This is a genomic window from Neotabrizicola shimadae (assembly GCF_019623905.1).
Lineage (GTDB): Bacteria > Pseudomonadota > Alphaproteobacteria > Rhodobacterales > Rhodobacteraceae > Neotabrizicola > Neotabrizicola shimadae.
On the sequence record NZ_CP069370.1, the window covers coordinates 1,444,837 to 1,462,365 of the forward strand.

A 17,529-nucleotide genomic window follows, 5' to 3' on the forward strand; every position below is an offset into this window, starting at 1 on the left:
CGAAGACCAGCTACGGGACAGGCGCAGAATGCAGAACATCGAAGCGAAGGGTCTTACGCGGCGAGGTGTGCTTGGCATCTTCGCGGCAACGATGGTCGTTGCCGCGCCGACCTACTCCAACGCCTTCGGCCTGATGCGCGGTGCCGGCGATATCCGCCGTATCCGCATGTACTCGGGCCGTACGGGCGAAAGCATCGACACGATTTACTGGGTCGATGGCGATTACATTCCGGAAGTGATGAAGGAACTCAATCACTTCATGCGCGACTGGCGCACGAACGACGTAAGGGTGATGGATGGCCGCACGGTGGACATCATGGCCGCCTCGCACCGCATCATGGACGTGAACGAACCCTACATGCTGCTGTCGGGCTATCGTTGCCCGGCCACAAACGCCATGCTGCGGGAAAGCTCGCGCGGGGTTGCCAAGAATTCGCTGCACATGAAGGGCCAGGCGGCAGATCTGCGGCTGAAGTCGCGCTCGGTCGGACAGATGGCCCGCGCCGCCGAGGCCTGCTCTTCGGGGGGTGTAGGACGTTATTCGCGGTCGAACTTCGTGCACATGGATTGCGGTCCTGTCCGGTCATGGGGCGGCTGACGACCTGACGGCAACCGACCGACATGAATTCGGGGCGCCACGGGCGCCCCTTTCTGTTGACGCAAAGGCATCAATCCCCGGACAGTTCGTCCTCTCCACCCTGATGCTGGCGGCCTCGGAACCCCATCGCCACCACGAACTTCTCGGAACTGTCAGACCGGCTTGCCGGCGGCTTCACATTGGCCACCTTGCGGAAGTTCCGCTTCAGAAGAGCCTGCATCTCGTTCTCTGCGCCTCCTGCCAGCACCTTCGCAACGAAGGTCCCGTCGTCTTCCAGCACGTCGAAGGCGAATGCCAGCGCCGCCTCGACCAGGGCAATGATGCGCAGGTGGTCCGTGCCTTTGTGGCCCGAGGCCGCCGCGGCCATGTCCGACATCACCACGTCGGCCCGACCGCCAAGCCACCCCTTCACCTTCTCGTCCGCCTCATCGGACAGAAAATCCAGCTGATGAATCTCCGCCCCCGCAATCGGCTCCACCTCTTGCAGATCCACGCCCAGAACTCGTCCGACCGGCTTCTTGGGGTTGTCGCCAAGAGCGTTTACGCGAGCCACCGCCACCTGGCACCAGCCACCCGGCGCGCAGCCAAGATCAACCACACGGGCGCCGGGCCTCAGGAATCCGTACTTGTCGTCCAGTTCCAAAATCTTGTAGGCCGCTCGACCCCGGTAGCCTTCACGCTTGGCGCGTTGGACATAAGGATCGTTCAACTGCCGCTCCAGCCATAGGGTCGACGAAAGCTTGCGCCCCTTCGCTGTCTTCACCCGCACCCGAAGCTCGCGTTGCCCGCGCCCGGAGGTGCCTTTTTCCTTGCCAGTCGTCATGCGTAAGGTCCGTCTTCCAGAACGCCGTCAGCGCTCATTTGTGCATAAAGCAGCCCCTCGCGCAGGCCGCGGTCGGCCACCGAAAGACGATCGGTCGGCCAGATACGCATCATCGCCTGCAAGATCGCCGCGCCAGACATGATCAGCGCGTGACGGTCGCGCCCGATGCGGGGATCGGTGCGGCGCCCTTCGGGACCGAGCGCCAGATAGTCTCGGATCACCGTGTCGATTTGGTCGGAGGTCATCACCAGACCGTCGACCTTGGTCCGGTCATACCGCCTAAGGCCCAGGAACGATGCCGCGACCGTCGTGACGGTGCCCGATGTGCCGACGATCTGGAACCCCTCGCGCGCCTGCTTCGCATTATAGGGAGAGAAGTTCGCCAGTTGCTCCTCGAAGAACCAGCTCATCAGCGCAAAGCGCGCGGCATCGTCCTCGACATCGGCAAACTGGTCCTTCAGCGTCGCCACGCCAAGCGGCACTGAAATCCAGTCGACCACCCGCGCCAGCTTTTCGCCCTGCTCGTAAAAGCCCCGGTGCAGCTGCATGATCGACCGCGGACGGTCCTCGGGATCGACACCGGAGAGGTCGATCCAGACCAGTTCGGTCGACCCGCCGCCGATATCCACCACCAGAAGTTGTTCCGTCTTCGGGCTGACAAGTGGCGCGCAAGAGATCACGGCCAGCCGCGCCTCCTCCTCAGGGGCGATGATTTCCAGCTGTAGCCCTGTTTCGCGCCGCACCTGACGGATGAAGTCACGGGCATTGCGCGCCCGACGACACGCTTCCGTGGCCACCAGACGCATCCGGCGAACATTGTGCTTCTCGATCTTCTTCTGGCAGATCCTAAGCGCCTGAACCGTGCGCCCCATCGATGCCCGGCTCAGACGTCCCGAAGCCTCCAGCCCGGCGCCCAACTGGACGGTCTTGGAAAAGCTGTCCACAACCAAAAACTGGCTGCCCTTTGGCTGGGCAATCAGCATCCGGCAACTGTTCGTGCCGAGATCAAGTGCGGCGTAAAGATGCCCCGCCGCAGGGCTAAGGGGGGATGACGGTTCGACCGTCCGGGAAACGCCCTCGGGCATCTCGACCGGCTCGGCTTTCGCGTCCCCCCCCAGGGGACGCACGGGCGTCATTGGTCGCCCTCCAACTCTGGTTGAGGCCAGATTAGTCGCAAATCCGTCACTGCCGCAAGTTGCTTGGCATTTGTCCTTTCCGACCGTTCAGATGCCGGACAGGGCGGGCGTCGTTTCGCCCCGACACCATGTCGAAATCCGACTTCGCCTGTCGCGGAAAGGCCGCTACAAGGCGCAACAGCAGCACGCTTGGAGAGGCCATGCCTGAAGTCACCATCGTCTACTGGCGCGACATCCCGGCCCAGGTCATCGTGGGTAAGGGCCGGCGCGGGTCCAAGAAGCAGTTGAGCGAGCGGTTCGAGCAGGCCATCGACCGCTGTGCCATGAAGATCGGCGCGCGGGATACGGATTCCTACCTCGCCGAATGGCGCAAGGCGGCTCCTTACGAGGTGGAGGGTGAACCCGATGCCATCGCTGAGTCAGAGGCGGCGCGGCTGGAAGCCGAGTACGACATGGCGCGGTTGAAGGCGCTGATCGAAGCGGGCGGCAGGGCCTGAGAGAGGATACGACGATGGCACTGTTCAACTTCCGCCGCGAGGCACCCACTGCGCCCCAGGCAGATTCCGCTGCGCTTGAAGCCTTCCTTACCGGTTATTCGATCGAAGTGATGCCCCGCACCGCAGAGAAGATCGAGGATTTCCGTGCGCTGCTGCCCAAGGGCACCCGCGTCTACATCGCCCACATTGAGGGCACCCCGATCGAGGACATGGTCGCCACAGCCAAGCGGCTGAACGCCGAAGGCTTTCCGGTCATGCCGCACTTCCCGGCCCGGATCATTCCATCGAAGGCCGTATTGCTTGACTGGATCGCGCGTTACCGCGGCGAGGCCGATGTGAAACAGGCCCTGCTTCTGGGCGGTGGCGTGAACACCCCGGCAGGAGACTTCGACTCGTCCATGCAGATGATCGAGACCGGCGCCTTCGACGGCTTCGAGAGGCTTCATGTTGCCGGCCACCCGGAAGGCAACAAGGACATCGACAAGGATGGGGGCGACGCCATCGTGTTGAAGGCCCTGCAATGGAAGCAGGATTTCGCCAACCGTACTGATGCCAAGATGGCCATCGCCACCCAGTTCTGCTTTGAATCCGATCCAGTGATTGCCTGGGTCAAGCGTCTTGCCGATGCCGGCGTGACCATGCCGGTGCATATCGGTGTGGCTGGTCCTGCCAAGTTGCAGACGCTGATCAAGTTCGCTGTCTCCTGCGGCGTGGGCGCTTCGCTGCGCGTGTTGCAGAAGCGGGCGCTGGACGTGACCAAACTGCTTCTGCCCTACGAGCCGGGCGAGTTCCTTGCGGGCCTGGCGGCCCACAAGGCCGCCAACCCGGCCTTCGGCATCGAGCAGGTGCACTTCTTCCCGCTTGGTGGCATCAAGACCAACGCCCAGTGGGTGACCGAACACGGCGGCCGTGCCGGCCAGCCCGCCAACGCTTGAAAGCAGGTTGAACCATGACCCGTACTGTCCTTGAGTCCAAGACGAAGACCGTCGTGATCGGCTTCGACGAGCCCTTCTGCGTGATTGGCGAGCGCATCAATCCCACGGGCCGCAAGAAGCTTGCGGCCGAGCTGGAAGCCGGGAACTTCGAGACCGTCATCAAGGACGCGCTGGAACAGGTGGCCTGTGGCGCGACGGTCCTGGACGTGAACTCGGGCGCGGTCTTCACCAACAAGATGGCCGAAGACGCCCGCTATGCCGACAACAACTTCGTCGAGCCGCCGCTGATGAAGGCGCTGATCGAGATCATCCAGCAGACGGTCGAGGTGCCGCTGTGCATCGACAGCTCGGTGCCGGCGGCGCTGGAGGCGGGGCTTGCGGCCTGCGAGGGGCGGCCTCTGCTGAACTCGGTCACCGGCGAGGAAGAGCGGCTGGAGCGGGTGCTGCCGCTGGTCAAGAAATATAACGTGCCGGTCGTGGCGATCTCGAACGATGACACGGGCATTTCGCCGGACCCGGATGTGCGGTTCGCGGTAGCCAGGAAGATCGTGGAGCGGGCGGCGGATCATGGCATCCCGGCGCATGACATCGTGGTGGACCCGCTGGTGATGCCGGTGGGGGCGATGGCTTCGGCCGGGCAGCAGGTCTTTGCCCTGGTGCGGCGGCTGCGCGACGAGCTGGGGGTGAACACGACCTGCGGGGCCTCGAACATCTCGTTCGGCCTGCCCCACCGGCATGGGATCAACGGGGCCTTCCTGCCCATGGCGATCGGGGCCGGCATGACTTCGGCCATCATGAACCCCGTCCGCCAGCAGGAGATGGAGGCGATCCGGGCCGCCAACTTCCTGATGAACCACGACCCCAACGGGGGCGAGTGGATCCGGTTTGCCAAGGTGCTGGAAGCGGTCGAGGGCGGCATGACCTTTGCCGAGGCCTCGGCGGCGGCTTCGGCCGCGACCTCGGGCCGCCGGGGCGGGCGCCGGGCGCGGGGCTGAGATGGGGCGTCCGAGCTCGGACGCCTTTCCCGTCTCAATGATTTCAATGTGTTACCTGCGTGCTTTAACTTGGACTTAACTTCTGTCCGAGAGGGTTGTGGGAGCCTTTAGCCCGTCGGGGCACAAGCGTTGCGCCCTGTCGTGCTGTCGCCCCCCTCCCCATCCCTCCCCACAAGGGGGAGGGAGGCGCTTGTCCGGTAGTGCGGATGCCGGGGCGGTGCCGGAGTGGCGCCCTTGACAGGGGCTAGCCCTGCCGGCGCTGGATGAAGGGGGGCTGCCAATCGCCCGTCAGGATCTCTGCCTGCGGAGAGTAGTGCCGCGTGACCAGATAGAAGGGCCCGGCGGGCGCGGGAAGCCAGTTGGCGCGTTCCACCGGATCGGTCGGCGCGTCGTGCTGAAGGTAGATCGAAACCGTCCCGTCCTCGTCCGTCATCAGGCCCGGCGTGCGATCTCCGATGGAATAGCGGTTGATCGGGCTTTCCACGAAAAGCTGCGTCGCTGCGTCGTACATCGTCACCGACCAGAAGGCGTTGACTGGCGGCGGCGGATCGAAGGTCAGGACATAGCGGTCGGCGCCGGTCAGCGGCTTGCCTTCGGCATCGAGGAAACCCACGTCATAGGTGCTGACCTCCATCGGGTTCCAGATCAGGCCCAGCATGGCGGCGGCAGCGGCAATGACCGGATCGCCGCTGATCTTCGGATCGAGTCGAGCCACCTGCCAGTTGTTCACGATGGGCACGGCGCGCTGCATCCGCGCAGCGATGATCCGATGGCCTTCGGCCACGGCGCGGGTCAGCCCCCCCTGCGCAGCGGCCGACAGGGCATCCCAGTCAAACTGCTCCGTCGGCGCCATGGAGATTTCGGCAAGCCAGGCCGCCATGGCCGCATCGGCGGCATTGCCGGGCCGGGGCGTGAGGCGCAGCACCTCGTTCAGCGTGGTGAAATAGGCGCGGGCATCGGTCAGCCCGGCGCGGGTGAAGATGGGGAAGGCCGCGGCATCCGGCACCGGGCGGGTGACGTCCGCCCTGCCCCATTGGTCGAGCGGAACAAGTCGCACCTGGGCCTGCAGCGCGAGAGCTGCGGGCAGGTCGTCTGAGCCCGCAACGGCATAGCGGCCAAGCGTGAAACCGAGCGGGGTTGCCATGTCCACCCGGCGGACGCCTTCGGGCAGCACGCCAACCCAGCCGGGCGGGCAAAGGGCGAAATCGCCGCCCGCGCGCCCCACCGTATCCCATGACAGGTTGGCGTTGTAATCGTGGCGCATGTCGCCGACGGGGAACCAGTACTGCCGGTCGGTCGCGGGGATGGACAGGATCAGGGGCTGCGCGCGCAGGTCGAAGAAGACGCGGTCATAGATCGTGTCGTTGTTGGGGGTTATGACCCAGTCATCCTCGTGGGTGATGAGGCGGTCGAAGCGGAAGAATTCGTTGAGGCCGCGGTCATGGCCGCGCGCGGGGTCGAGCGTGGTTTCCCAGAGGGTCCGGTACAAGTCCATCATCGGATAGGACCAGAGATAGGCCTGCACGCCGATGGCATAGGCCAGTTCCTCGTCCTGTGCGGGTTCGGTGGCAGCGGCGCGGTTTGCGCCCCAGATCGCGGCAAGGCCGGCGGCGAGCGGCAGGGTGAGGATGCGTCGGCGGGTGGGCATGGCGGCTTCCTTCTTCGCGGAAAGACCTGGAGTGTGGCCGGGGGGAGCGAATTCCTGGCGGCACGAAGCTGCGGTTCAACTCGATTCCTTGCGCAGTATCGCGCAGTATCGCCTTCAGGATTGACCCTTTGGGTGCAATCAGGGCCAAGGATCACGCCAACGCAGGAGGCCGGATGGAACGGGAGGAGGCCTTGGCGGTGCTGGCATCGCGGGGGTGGCTGGCCGAGTCGCCGGCGGGATTCCGTGATCAGGTGCTGGCCGGTGCCCGGCTGCGCCGGGTGCAGGGTGGGACCACGATCACGCTTGGCGGGGAAGAGGCGGATGACTTCGTGGGTCTGGCGCAGGGAACCATCGCCGTAACCTCGATCCTGGGGCGGGCCGGGACACCTGTGACACATCTGGTTCATGCCGTTTCCTGGCTGGGCTATGGGTCGCTGCTTCTGGACCGGCCGCGCGTGGTGACGGCCGAGGCGCGGGGCGAAGTGTGGATTGCGGTGGTCCCGAAAGGGCGCCTCTTGCCGTTGCTGGATGAGGTGCCGCAGGGGTGGCGGCCCTTCATGCGGCTGCTGGCCGAATATGGCGATACAAGCGCGACGATTGCCGCGGATCTCTTGATCCCGTCCTCGGAAGGGCGTCTGGCGGCAACGATCCTGCGCTTTGCCGGGCAGCGCCGCGCGGGGCCGGCGCCCGCGGCGGCTGATCGGCTGCCGGTGACGCAGGCCGAACTGGCCGCGGCGGCCAACCTTTCCCGCAATGCGGCGGGGCGGATTCTGCGGCGGATGGCGGCGGCGGGCCTTGTCGCGCTGGACTATCGCGGGCTGGAGGTGAGGAACGCGGTGGGGCTGCGCGGGCTGGCCGACCGGGACGGCGGCTGAGCGTCAGAGATCGCGGAAACGCTTTTCCTGCCGGGCGGTCCAGCTGACCTCCATCGTCCAGCCCTCGTCGGTCTGGGTTTCCGAGATGACCACGCCTTCGGCGTGGAGCCAGGCGTGCTTTCGCCCTTCGGCGAAAGAGAGCGCCAGCTCGCGCTGGCTGCGTTCTTCATCGAAGGCCATCGACACGGCGTCGAGCAGGCGCGCGATCCCCTCGCCCGTCAGCGCGGAGACGGCGAAGACATTGGTGCGTGCCGCGGCCTGAGCCACCAGTGCATCGTGCTGGCCTTCGGGCACCAGGTCGAGCTTGTTCCAGATCTCGAACATGGGCGTGCCGCCCTTGACGCCAAGGCTGGCGAGGATTTCGGCCACGTCGGCGGCCTGTTCGCCGGTTTCCGGGTGGCTGATGTCGCGGACGTGCAGGATGAGATCGGCGGCGAGCACCTCTTCCAGCGTGGCGCGGAAGGCGGCGACAAGCTGGGTGGGCAGGTCGGAGATGAAGCCCACGGTGTCGGAGAGGATCACCTTGCGGCCCGAGGGCAGTACGACGCCGCGCATGGTGGGGTCGAGCGTGGCGAAGAGCATGTCCTTGGCCAGGACCTCTGCCCCCGTCATGCGGTTGAAGAGCGTGGACTTGCCGGCGTTGGTGTAGCCCACCAGCGCCACGATGGGGAACGGCACCTTGGCGCGGGCGGCGCGGTGCAGTTCGCGCGTCTTGACCACCTTTTCCAGCTGGCGCTTGAGCCGGACCACCTGATCGTCGATGGCGCGGCGGTCGGATTCGATCTGGGTTTCGCCGGGGCCGCCGACGAAGCCGAAGCCGCCGCGCTGGCGTTCGAGGTGGGTCCAGGCGCGGACAAGGCGGGTGCGCTGGTAGCTGAGGGCGGCGAGTTCCACCTGCAGCACGCCTTCGCGGGTGCGGGCGCGGTCGGCGAAGATTTCCAGGATCAGGCCGGTGCGGTCCAGAAGCTTGACGCCCCATTCCTTTTCCAGGTTGCGCTGCTGCACCGGGCTGACCGGGCCATCGACCAGCACGAGGCCGACGCCAAGTTCCTTGAAGCGGGCGCCGAGTTCATCGACCTTGCCGGACCCGAAGAGCGTGCCGGGCTGGACGCGCGGCAGGCGCACCACGTCGGACCCCATGACGGTGAGCCCGGGAAGGGCTGCGGCCAATGCCACGGCTTCGGCCAGGCGGTGTTCGGGCAGGCGGCGGCCCTGGGCGGAGCGGATGTCGGGATGCACGACATAGGCGCGCGTCTCGTCCGGCGCGCGGTCGTCCTTCGGGGGGAGGATGTCGTCGAACTCCTCCCCGTCCTCGTCGGAAATGTTCAGTCTTCGCCCTCGTAGAGGTTGATCGGCCCGCCGGGCATGATCGTGGAGATGGCGTGCTTGTAGACGAGCTGCGATTGACCATCGCGGCGCAGGAGCACGCAGAAATTGTCAAACCAGGTGATGACGCCCTGAAGCTTCACGCCATTGATGAGGAAGATGGTGACGGGAACCTTTGCCTTCCGGACGTGATTGAGAAAAGCGTCCTGCAAGTTCTGTTTGTCTGCGGCCATTCGTTCTGTTGCCTTGTTCTTGGCTTCTCGTGTTGTCCCGGTCGCGGGCGCGCTGTTCGTACGCGCCCATCCCTCCCGTGCGGGGCAGTATGGAAAACAAAGTTCCGGGATTCCAGAGCAATCTTCGCGGCGGATCGAGGATCAGCGCCGCCAGAGCGCCGGCGAAAGGAGCGCCAGGACGGCGAGAATTTCAAGCCGGCCGACGATCATGGCCATGGCAAGGATCGCCTTGGCCGGCAGGCCGAGCGCGGCCCAGTCGAAGGGGACGCCGCCAGCGACCTCGGCCAGGGGGCCGGTGAGGGTGAGGGCGGAGAGGCCGAAGACGAGGGCCGGTTCGAACTCGACCCCCGCAAGGGTCAGGGCGGCGGTGACGACGCCGATGGAGGTGGCGAAGAGCATGAAGAAGACCCAGGCGGCATAGGCGCCCTCGCCGCGCAGGCGCCGGGCGTCGCTGCCGCCGCCGCCGACCGAGCTGGGAAAGATGACCTGTTCCAGCTCGCGCTGGCCCAGGCGGAAGAGCGCGAGGATGCGCAGGAGCCGGACGCCACCGGCCGTGGTGGCGACACCGCCGCCGATCACGGCCAGGGCGGCGAGGACGAGGCCGGGCGAGCCGGTGCCGAGCCAGTCGCGCGCCACGTCCCATTCGCTCGATTCGAAGCCGGTGGTGGTGAGGAAGGACAGCGCGGTGAAGAGCGCGCCCCACCAGGCGCGCAGGGCTTCGGACACGCCGGGGATGCCGCTGGCGATGTCGACGGAATAGAGGTGGCGGAGCACCAGGACAGTGGAGACCACGGCCAGGATCACGGCCGCCAACCGCAATTCGGGATCGTCCACGATGCGCGGGCTGCGGCCAAGGATGGCGGGGCCGGGCAGGAAGCGGCGCGAGAGCGCGAGGCAAAGGAAGGCGAAGACGGCCAGCTCGCCCAGAAAGCCCGCGCGGACCTCTTCGAAATCGACGCCGGGGCTGATGCCGCTGGTGGACAGCGTGGACATGGCGTGGCTGAGCGCGACGAGGCCATCCTCGCCGGTGAGCAGGAGGACGATCCACAGAAGGATCGTGATCCCGGCATAGGGCGGAAACAGGGTGACGGCCTGGCGGGCCAGGCGTTCGGCCGGGTCGGCGGTCCGGGTGATCTGCGACAGGCCGGCATTTCCCCGGCCCGGCGTGCGCCCGGTGATGACCTCGTAGCCGCCGAGGTTCATGGCTGGAAGGATCGCCCCGGCCACGGCGAGCGTGTAGAAGCCCCCCAACCAGCCCACGAGCGCCCGCCAGAGATGCAGGCTGGGGGCGAGCCGGTCGGGCGAATCGTAGAGCGTGGCGCCGGTGGTGGTGAAGCAGGACACCATCTCGAACCAGGCGTTCGCGAAGGTGGTGTCGCGCAGCGCCAGCACGAAAGGCAAGGCGAAGACCACGGGCAGGGCAAGATAGGCGGCGGCAAGCCCGGCGAGATAGCCCTGAAGGACCGTGGTGCGCTGGCCGGCGGTTGCCAGGGCCAGCATGAGCGCCCCGGTCAGGACGAGGCCCGCGGACTGGGCGAAGATGCGGGCCAGGCGGTCATCGTCCAGCACTGTGGCATGGGCGGCGGGCAACAGCATGGCAAGGCCCGCCAGCGCCAGCAGGATCACCAGGATCGGCAGATCGGCGAGCCGGCGCAGCATCGGATCAGAAGAAGTCGATCGAGACCTGCAGCAGGCGCTCGACCTCGGGGACATCGCTGGCCATGGCGAAGAGGGCGATCACGTCGCCGGCCTCGATCCGCAGGTCGCCGGTGGGCTTCACCACCTTTTCGCCCTTCATCAGGGCGCCGACCAGCACGCCTTCGGGAAACTCCACATCGCGCACCAGCTTGCCCGCCAGGGGCGAGGTGGACAGAACCTGCGCCTCGATCACCTCGGCCTCGGCATCGCCGATGGAATAGATGGCGCGCACCTTGCCGTGCCGGATGTGGCGCAGGATGGACGAGACGGTAGTGGCGCGCGGGTTGATGTAGGCGTCGATGTCCAGGGGGGCCATCAAGGGCGCGAGGGTGGGATCGTTCACCAGGGCGATGGACATGGGGCAACCGGCCTGCTTGGCGCGCACGGCGGCCAGGAGGTTGGTCTTGTCGTCGTCGGTGACGACAAGGACGGCATCGGCGCGGTCGATATCGGCTTCGGCGAGGATGTCCATGTCCATGCCGTCGCCGTTCAGCACGATGGTACGTTCCAGCCCGTCGGCGGCCAGTTCGGCGCGGGCACGGTCCTTTTCGATGATCTTGGTGCGCACGCGGTCGGTGCGCTTTTCCAGCGCGCGGGCCACGGCAAGGCCCACGTTGCCACCGCCGATGATGATGACGCGTTCCTGCTTGCGGGCCTGCTTGCCGAAGATTTCCACGCAGCGCGCCACGTCTTCGGAATGGGTGAAGACGTAGATCTGGTCTTCGGCGAACAGCATGTCGTCGGGATCGGGGGCGAAGAGCCGGTCGCCGCGGCGGATGCCCACCACGATGGCGCGCAGGGTGGAGAACAGCTCGTTCAACTGGCGCAGGGGGGTGCCGAGCACCGGGCAATCCTCGGTCAATGCGATGCCCAGAAGATGGGCGCGGCCGCCCATGAAGCTTTCGGTGTCGAAGGCGGCGGGGGCGGCGAGGCGTTGCAGCGCGGCCTCTGCCACCTCTCGTTCCGGGCTGATGACCACGTCGATGGGCAGGTGCCCCGCGCGGTAGAGATCGGAGTAGATGGCATCGAGGTAGGATTGCGCCCGCAAGCGGGCGATCTTGCGCGGGACGGAGAAGATGGAATGGGCCACCTGGCAGGTGACCATGTTCACCTCGTCGGAATGGGTGGCGGCGATGATCATGTCGGCATCGCGGGCGCCTGCGCGTTCCAGCACGTCGGGATAGCTGGCAAAGCCCGCGACGCCGCGCACATCCAGCGTGTCGGCGGCCCGGCGCACCAGATCGGCATTGGAATCGACGATGGTGACGTCGTTTCTTTCACCCGACAGGTGGCGGGCGATCTGCCAGCCCACCTGTCCGGCGCCGCAGATGATGACCTTCATCGCTTGTCCGGCGTTGCACGGGCCGATCTGTGGCCCGCGCCGCCTGTATCGCACCGACCGCGACCCGGGACAATCGCCAAGGCCGCCGGCGGGACGTCAGAGGATGAAGTCGTCGCGGGTCAGAAGCGAAATGCCCTCGATGCGCCAACTGCCATCGGCCAGGGCATCGCCGTCGGTGTCGAAGGACAGCACGAGATTCTGCCCGGAGGCCCTGTACCAGATGCCGTTGGCGGTGGCGGTGGTGTCCCCCCAGGCGAAACGCTGGTTTCCAGGCAGGGCGGTGTTGGCATCGAGCGCGTAGAAATCGAAATAGTCGATGCCGTGTTCGAAGTTGCGCACGGCGTCCATGCGGGCATCGGTACGGCTGGCGGCAGCGTCGTTCACAAGGATCACGTCCTCGGCCTGGTCGCCGGCGCCCAGATCCAGAATGTCGCGCCCTTCCCCGCCGGTCAGCGTGTCGGCCCCTGCCCCGCCATAGAGGTGGTTCAGCCCGTCGCTGTTGACGACGTAATAGCCGCCATTGCCCGACAGGAAGTCATTGCCTGACCCGCCGAACAGCGAGTCGGCCCCTGCGCCGCCATAGAGCCGATCGTCGCCGTCGCCGCCGTCGAGTTGGTCGTGGTAGCGCCCGCCATACAGCGCATCTGCACCGGTGCCCCCGAAAAGCTGGTCATTGTCGCGCCCGCCGGTAAGGGAATCGTTGCCCGCGCCGCCGAAAAGCTGGTTCAGGCCGCGGTCGTCGGTCAGGTAGTCGGCATCGTCGCCGCCGTAGAGGCTGTCATTGCCGTCCGAGCTGTAGAGTGAGTCGGCCCCTGTCCCGCCGTACAGGCTGTCGTTCCCCAGGCCGGCGGAAAGGACATCGGCACCGTCGCCACCGTTCAGGCTGTCGTCGCCCCCGCCGCCATAGAGGTAGTCGTTCCCTTCACCACCAAAGAGCGTGTCGCCTTCGGCGCCGGCATAAAGGAAATCGGTCCCGATGCCACCGCGCAGCAGGTTCCGGCCGCCCTGCCCTTCCAGCCGGTCGCTGCCCGCGCCGCCAAAGAGGGAATCGTCGCCTTCGCCGCCGTAGAGCCGGTCGTCGCCGCCAAGGCCATGGAGGCTGTCGGCACCGGCGTAGCCCGCCATCATCTCGCCTTGGGCGGAGCCGGTGAAGCTGTCGTCGGCCTCGCTGCCCGAGAAGGGCGAGTAGCCGGCATTCAGGTGATAGGCGGTGCCGGTGCCGCCTTGCGAGATGACGACGTAGTAGCTGGCGCCTGGTTCGGCCAGGAAGCTGGCCTGAAGCGCGCCTTGTGTCTGTCCGCCATAGGCGGCGGTCACGATGCGCTGGCTGGCGGTGTAGATGAGCACGGAGATGTTGGCGCCAAGACCGGTGAGGTCGATCAGCAGGATACCGGCCTGGGCGGCAGTGATGCGGAAGACATCGGTGGTGTCGGTGACGGGGGTAAGCGTGCCATCGAACGGGGTGTCGAGCGGCAGCGTCGATGCCGTGGCGAAGGTGCCGCCGGTATCGGGCACTTCGCCCACGGGAACGGGCGCCGAAAGGCCGGGAACAAGCGCAATGCGGTCCGCCATGGCGGTCTCCTTGAAATGGGTATGGAAAAATACTTCAGCGCGATGCTGCTCCTTGCGGGGCAGCACCGTCAACCGGGATTATCGGGCGCGTTCAGTCGGCTTCTTCCTCGGCCTCGATCTCCGCCGCGCCGCCGTTGCCCTTGCCGGTGGAAACCACGCCAAGCGACTTGAGCTTGCGGTGGAGCGCCGAGCGTTCCATGCCGACGAAGTTGGCGGTTCGGCTGATGTTGCCGCCGAAGCGGTTGATCTGGGTCAGGAGATATTCGCGCTCGAACACCTCGCGCGCCTCGCGCAGCGGCATGGTGGCCATGGCGCCGCCCAGGACGAGCCGGCCGCCGCCTTCGCCGGTGGGTTCCTGCCCCGGCAGTTCGCGCGCCTCGATGGAACCGGTGCCGTCGCCCAGGATCAGGATACGCTCGATCACGTTGCGCAGCTGGCGGACGTTGCCAGGCCAGGACATGGTTTGCAGCATGGCCTCGGCCTCGGTGGTGAGGCTGCGCTGCGGCAGGCCCTGGGTGCGGTGGAAGTGGTCGATGAAATGGCGGGTGAGTTCAGGGATGTCCTCGCGGCGTTCTTCCAGCGAGGGCACGGCGATGGGGACGACGTTCAGCCGGTCGTAGAGTTCCTGGCGGAAGCGGCCGAGGCCGATTTCGGCGCGTAGGTCGCGGGTGGTGGAGGAGATGACGCGCAGGTCAACGCGGACCTTGTCGGCGCCGCCGGCCCGGGTGAACTGTTGTTCGGTGAGCACGCGCAGGATCTTGGACTGGGTGCCGACGGGCATGTCGGCCACCTCGTCGAAGTAGATCACCCCGCCGTGGGCCTGTTCCAGCAAGCCCTTCTCTACCCCGCGATCCGCGGTTTCGCGGCCGAAGAGCACCTCTTCCATGCGCTCGGGTTCGATGGTGGCCGACGTCACGGTGACGAAGGGTGCGGCGGCGCGGTTGGAATGGGCGTGGATGAAGCGCGCGGCCATTTCCTTGCCCGAGCCGGCGGGGCCCGTCAGCATGACGCGGGCGTTTGACTTCGTGACCTTTTCCAGCTGGGATTTCAGCGCCTTGAAGCCGGGGCTGGAGCCCAGCATCTCGGCCGCGGTCACATCGCGGCGGCGCAGTTCGACATTCTCGCGCCGCAGCCGCGAGGTTTCCATGGCGCGGCCGACCACGACCATGAGCTGGTCGATGTTGAACGGCTTCTCGATGAAGTCGTAGGCGCCCTGCTTGATGGCGGCGACCGCGATTTCGATGTTGCCGTGACCCGAGATGATGACGACGGGGATGTCGGGATTGTCGCGCTTGACCTTTTTCAGGATGTCGATCCCGTCCATCCGGCTGTCTTTCAGCCAGATGTCGAGGATCATCAGCGCCGGTGGTTCCGTGTTGATTTCGGCGATGCAATCGTCGGAATTGCCGGCCAGCCGGACGGCATAGCCTTCATCCGACAGGATGTCGCCGATCAGGTCACGGATATCTTTCTCGTCATCCACGATCAGGATGCTGCTCATGCTTCCCCCTGGGCCGCCTGGGCCACCTTTGTCCGCCCTGCACGCGCACGCTGCGGCTTGACCATCCGGGGCAGGACGATCTCGGCCATGGCGCCGGCATGGGCATTGCCTTCGAATACGGGTGCATCGAGAAGGGCGAGCGTGCCGCCGTGTTCCTCGATGATCTTCTTGACGATGGGCAGGCCAAGGCCCGTGCCCTTGGCCCGCGTCGTGACATAGGGTTCGAAGAGGCGCGAGCGGTCTTCGGGCAGGCCGGTGCCATTGTCGGCGATGCGGATCACCGCGCGGTCGGGTTCGGCCAGAAGCTCGATGCGGATTTCCGGGAAGAAGCCTTCCGGCGCGCCCTTTTCCTTAAGGCTGTCAATGGCTTCCCCTGCGTTCTTGATGAGGTTGGTCAGCGCCTGGCCGATCATGGTGGGATCGAGGTTCGCCATCACCGGATCCTTGGGCAGGCTGGTGATAAAGCGCACGTCGGGCTGGCCGTTTTCCTGCAAGAGCGCCGCACCCCGCACCAGGGCGGCCAGGTCCTCCTCACGCCGGTCGGGCTCGGGCATCCGCGCGAACTTCGAGAATTCATCGACGATGCGACGCAGGTCGTTGGTCTGGCGCACGATGACCTCGGTGTACTGATCGAGGTCGGCGGCCTGGTCGCCCGCCATGGGACGGAACTTGCGGCGGATGCGTTCGGCCGAAAGCTGGATGGGCGTGAGCGGGTTCTTGATCTCGTGCGCGATGCGGCGGGCGACATCGCCCCAGGCCGCCATGCGCTGCGCCGAGACGAGGTCGGTCACATCGTCAAAGGCCACGACATAGCCTTCGCGGCCGCCGGTTTCGTTGCGCCTTTCGCTCATGCGGACCAGAAGGTTTTCCATCCGGCCCTTGCGGGTGAGGCGGATTTCCTCCTGCGCGACGGACTGGCCATCCTGCAGGCTGTCGAACAGCGACGAAAACTCAGGCACGGCCACGGCAAGCGGAAGATCGACCACCTCGCGCCCGGTATCCAGCAGCCGTCCGGCCGCGGGATTGTAGAAGTCGATCCGGCCTTCGGCATCCAGACCGATCACGCCGGAGGCCACGTTCGACAGCACGGAATCGAACAGCCGGCGACGCAGCTCGGTCTGGTCGTGGCTTTCCATCAGGGCATCGCGCTGGCCCTTCAGCTGGCGGGTCATGCGGTTGAAGAGGCGGCCGAGAAGGGCGATCTCGTCGTCGCCGTCTTCCTCGGTGACCTGGACGTCGAGATTGCCCTCGCCCACCCGTTCCGCGGCGGAGGCCAGCCGGCCCACCGGGCGGCTGAGCCGTTCGGCGAACCACAGGCCCAGCCAGATGGCCGCCATGATCAGGATGAGTGCGAAGCCGATGTAGAGAAGGCCGAATTCGAAAAGGAGGCGCCCGCGCTCGGCCTCGAGCTGGTGGTAAAGCGCGACGGTTTCCTTGGTTTCGTCCAGCAGCGACAGGATCGAGCCGTCCACCGAGCGCGAGACGTAGAGATAGCGGTCGGCATAGGCATCGAGATGGACCAGCGCGCGGAACTCGTCATTGGTCCAGTCCTGGATGACGACGGTTTCGCCGTCCTTCGCGCGGGCGATCTCGGCATCGCTGGGGCGTTCGTAATCGAACAGGTAGCTGCGTTCGCCCCTGGTCTTGAGGTTGCCCGCGCCGTCGATCAGGTAGGCTTCCTTCAACCCGCGCTGCACCTTCTGCTGACCCTCGGTCAGGATGGGGCGAAGCTGGTCGTCCTGCAGGAAGAAGGAGGATTGCTTGGCGATGTTCAGGTAGGCGGCCAGCGCATTGGCATCCTCGACCAGGCCGCGGCGGTGTTCATCCTCATAGGCCTGGGCGGCTTCGAGCGAGTTGCCCACGACGTTGCGCACCCGGTCGGAGAACCAGCCTTCAAGTCCGACGTTGACGGTCAGCACGGCAAAGACGGCAACGAGGATGGTGGGCACCAGGGCGACGATGGCAAAGACGCCCGAAAGCCGCATGTGGAGCCGCGAGCCGGCAGACCGGCTGCGCCGGGCGGCCACGATGCGCACGACCTGGCTGAGCACCAGGGCCGCCACGACGAGAACATAGACCACGTCCGTCAACAGGATGATGCGCAGGACCGGAGAGCCGGCGCCCTGGTTGAAGGGGCCGAGCGCAAGATAGGTTGCAATCGCCAGGATCGGGCCCAAAAGGGCCAGACCGAGCGTCATGGCGTTCTGGAACCGGCGCTGCCGCCGCAGGCGCACCAGCCTCATCCATGTTCTGCTGCCCATCGCAGCCTGCACGCGCAAACCCCGCTTCGCGGAGGCATCCATGTGCCCCCGTCGCCACATCCTTAGCGATTCCGGCGCGTCGCCGGAAT

The 17,529-nt window shown here is 66.2% G+C and carries 15 protein-coding genes; 5 read left to right on the forward strand and 10 right to left on the reverse strand.

Annotation, left to right across the window (positions count from 1 at the left end):
• Positions 1–28 precede the first annotated feature (28 nt).
• Positions 29–598, forward strand: a complete 570-nt coding sequence (gene mepK / locus JO391_RS07000) for a peptidoglycan L,D-endopeptidase MepK (RefSeq protein ID WP_220663674.1) — start codon at positions 29–31, stop codon at positions 596–598.
• Positions 599–668: 70 nt separating this feature from the next.
• Here mepK and JO391_RS07005 read toward each other — a convergent pair whose 3' ends face one another.
• Positions 669–1,421 (reverse strand): RlmE family RNA methyltransferase, encoded by a 753-nt coding sequence (locus JO391_RS07005; protein ID WP_220663676.1) that lies wholly within the window; start codon positions 1,419–1,421, stop codon positions 669–671.
• On the reverse strand, positions 1,418–2,557 hold the full coding sequence (locus tag JO391_RS07010; protein ID WP_220663678.1) for a Ppx/GppA phosphatase family protein: 1,140 nt from the start codon (positions 2,555–2,557) through the stop codon (positions 1,418–1,420). Before JO391_RS07010 ends, JO391_RS07005 begins: the two co-directional genes overlap by 4 nt.
• Before the next feature lie 200 nt (positions 2,558–2,757).
• Between JO391_RS07010 and JO391_RS07015 the strand changes: the two genes are divergently transcribed.
• From JO391_RS07015 to JO391_RS07025, 3 genes are read left to right on the forward strand one after another with little or no spacing between them, the layout of a single operon-like run.
• Positions 2,758–3,054: a virulence factor gene (locus tag JO391_RS07015; protein WP_220663680.1), complete on the forward strand. Its 297-nt coding sequence runs from the start codon at positions 2,758–2,760 to the stop codon at positions 3,052–3,054.
• Positions 3,055–3,068: 14 nt separating this feature from the next.
• Positions 3,069–3,989, forward strand: a complete 921-nt coding sequence (locus JO391_RS07020) for a methylenetetrahydrofolate reductase (protein WP_220663682.1) — start codon at positions 3,069–3,071, stop codon at positions 3,987–3,989.
• Between the two features lie 14 nt (positions 3,990–4,003).
• Positions 4,004–4,984 (forward strand): methyltetrahydrofolate cobalamin methyltransferase, encoded by a 981-nt coding sequence (locus tag JO391_RS07025; protein ID WP_220663684.1) that lies wholly within the window; start codon positions 4,004–4,006, stop codon positions 4,982–4,984.
• Positions 4,985–5,228: 244 nt separating this feature from the next.
• Here the strand turns inward: JO391_RS07025 and JO391_RS07030 are convergent, their stop codons facing one another.
• Positions 5,229–6,632 carry a DUF1254 domain-containing protein gene (locus JO391_RS07030; RefSeq protein WP_220663686.1) on the reverse strand — a complete coding sequence of 468 codons (1,404 nt, stop codon included), beginning with the start codon at positions 6,630–6,632 and terminating at the stop codon, positions 5,229–5,231.
• Positions 6,633–6,805: 173 nt separating this feature from the next.
• On the opposite strand from JO391_RS07030, the gene JO391_RS07035 reads away from it, so the two are divergent.
• Complete coding sequence (locus JO391_RS07035) at positions 6,806–7,507, forward strand: Crp/Fnr family transcriptional regulator (RefSeq protein WP_220663688.1); 702 nt, start codon at positions 6,806–6,808, stop codon at positions 7,505–7,507.
• Between the two features lie 3 nt (positions 7,508–7,510).
• On the opposite strand, the gene hflX is transcribed toward JO391_RS07035, so the two are convergent.
• From hflX to JO391_RS07070, 7 genes are all read right to left on the reverse strand, one after another.
• On the reverse strand, positions 7,511–8,797 hold the full coding sequence (hflX, locus tag JO391_RS07040) for a GTPase HflX (protein WP_310795068.1): 1,287 nt from the start codon (positions 8,795–8,797) through the stop codon (positions 7,511–7,513).
• 35 nt (positions 8,798–8,832) lie between these two features.
• Positions 8,833–9,066, reverse strand: coding sequence for an RNA chaperone Hfq (hfq, locus tag JO391_RS07045; protein WP_146285890.1), 234 nt, complete (start codon positions 9,064–9,066; stop codon positions 8,833–8,835).
• Positions 9,067–9,207: 141 nt separating this feature from the next.
• Positions 9,208–10,725 carry a TrkH family potassium uptake protein gene (locus JO391_RS07050; RefSeq protein ID WP_220663690.1) on the reverse strand — a complete coding sequence of 506 codons (1,518 nt, stop codon included), beginning with the start codon at positions 10,723–10,725 and terminating at the stop codon, positions 9,208–9,210.
• A 4-nt stretch (positions 10,726–10,729) separates the two neighbouring features.
• Positions 10,730–12,106, reverse strand: a complete 1,377-nt coding sequence (gene trkA / locus JO391_RS07055; protein WP_220663691.1) for a Trk system potassium transporter TrkA — start codon at positions 12,104–12,106, stop codon at positions 10,730–10,732.
• Positions 12,107–12,202: 96 nt separating this feature from the next.
• Positions 12,203–13,678: a calcium-binding protein gene (locus JO391_RS07060; protein ID WP_220663693.1), complete on the reverse strand. Its 1,476-nt coding sequence runs from the start codon at positions 13,676–13,678 to the stop codon at positions 12,203–12,205.
• A 91-nt stretch (positions 13,679–13,769) separates the two neighbouring features.
• Positions 13,770–15,179, reverse strand: a complete 1,410-nt coding sequence (gene ntrX, locus JO391_RS07065) for a nitrogen assimilation response regulator NtrX (RefSeq protein WP_220663695.1) — start codon at positions 15,177–15,179, stop codon at positions 13,770–13,772.
• On the reverse strand, positions 15,176–17,440 hold the full coding sequence (locus JO391_RS07070; RefSeq protein WP_220663697.1) for a sensor histidine kinase NtrY-like: 2,265 nt from the start codon (positions 17,438–17,440) through the stop codon (positions 15,176–15,178). Before JO391_RS07070 ends, ntrX begins: the two co-directional genes overlap by 4 nt.
• Between the last annotated feature and the right edge of the window lie 89 nt (positions 17,441–17,529).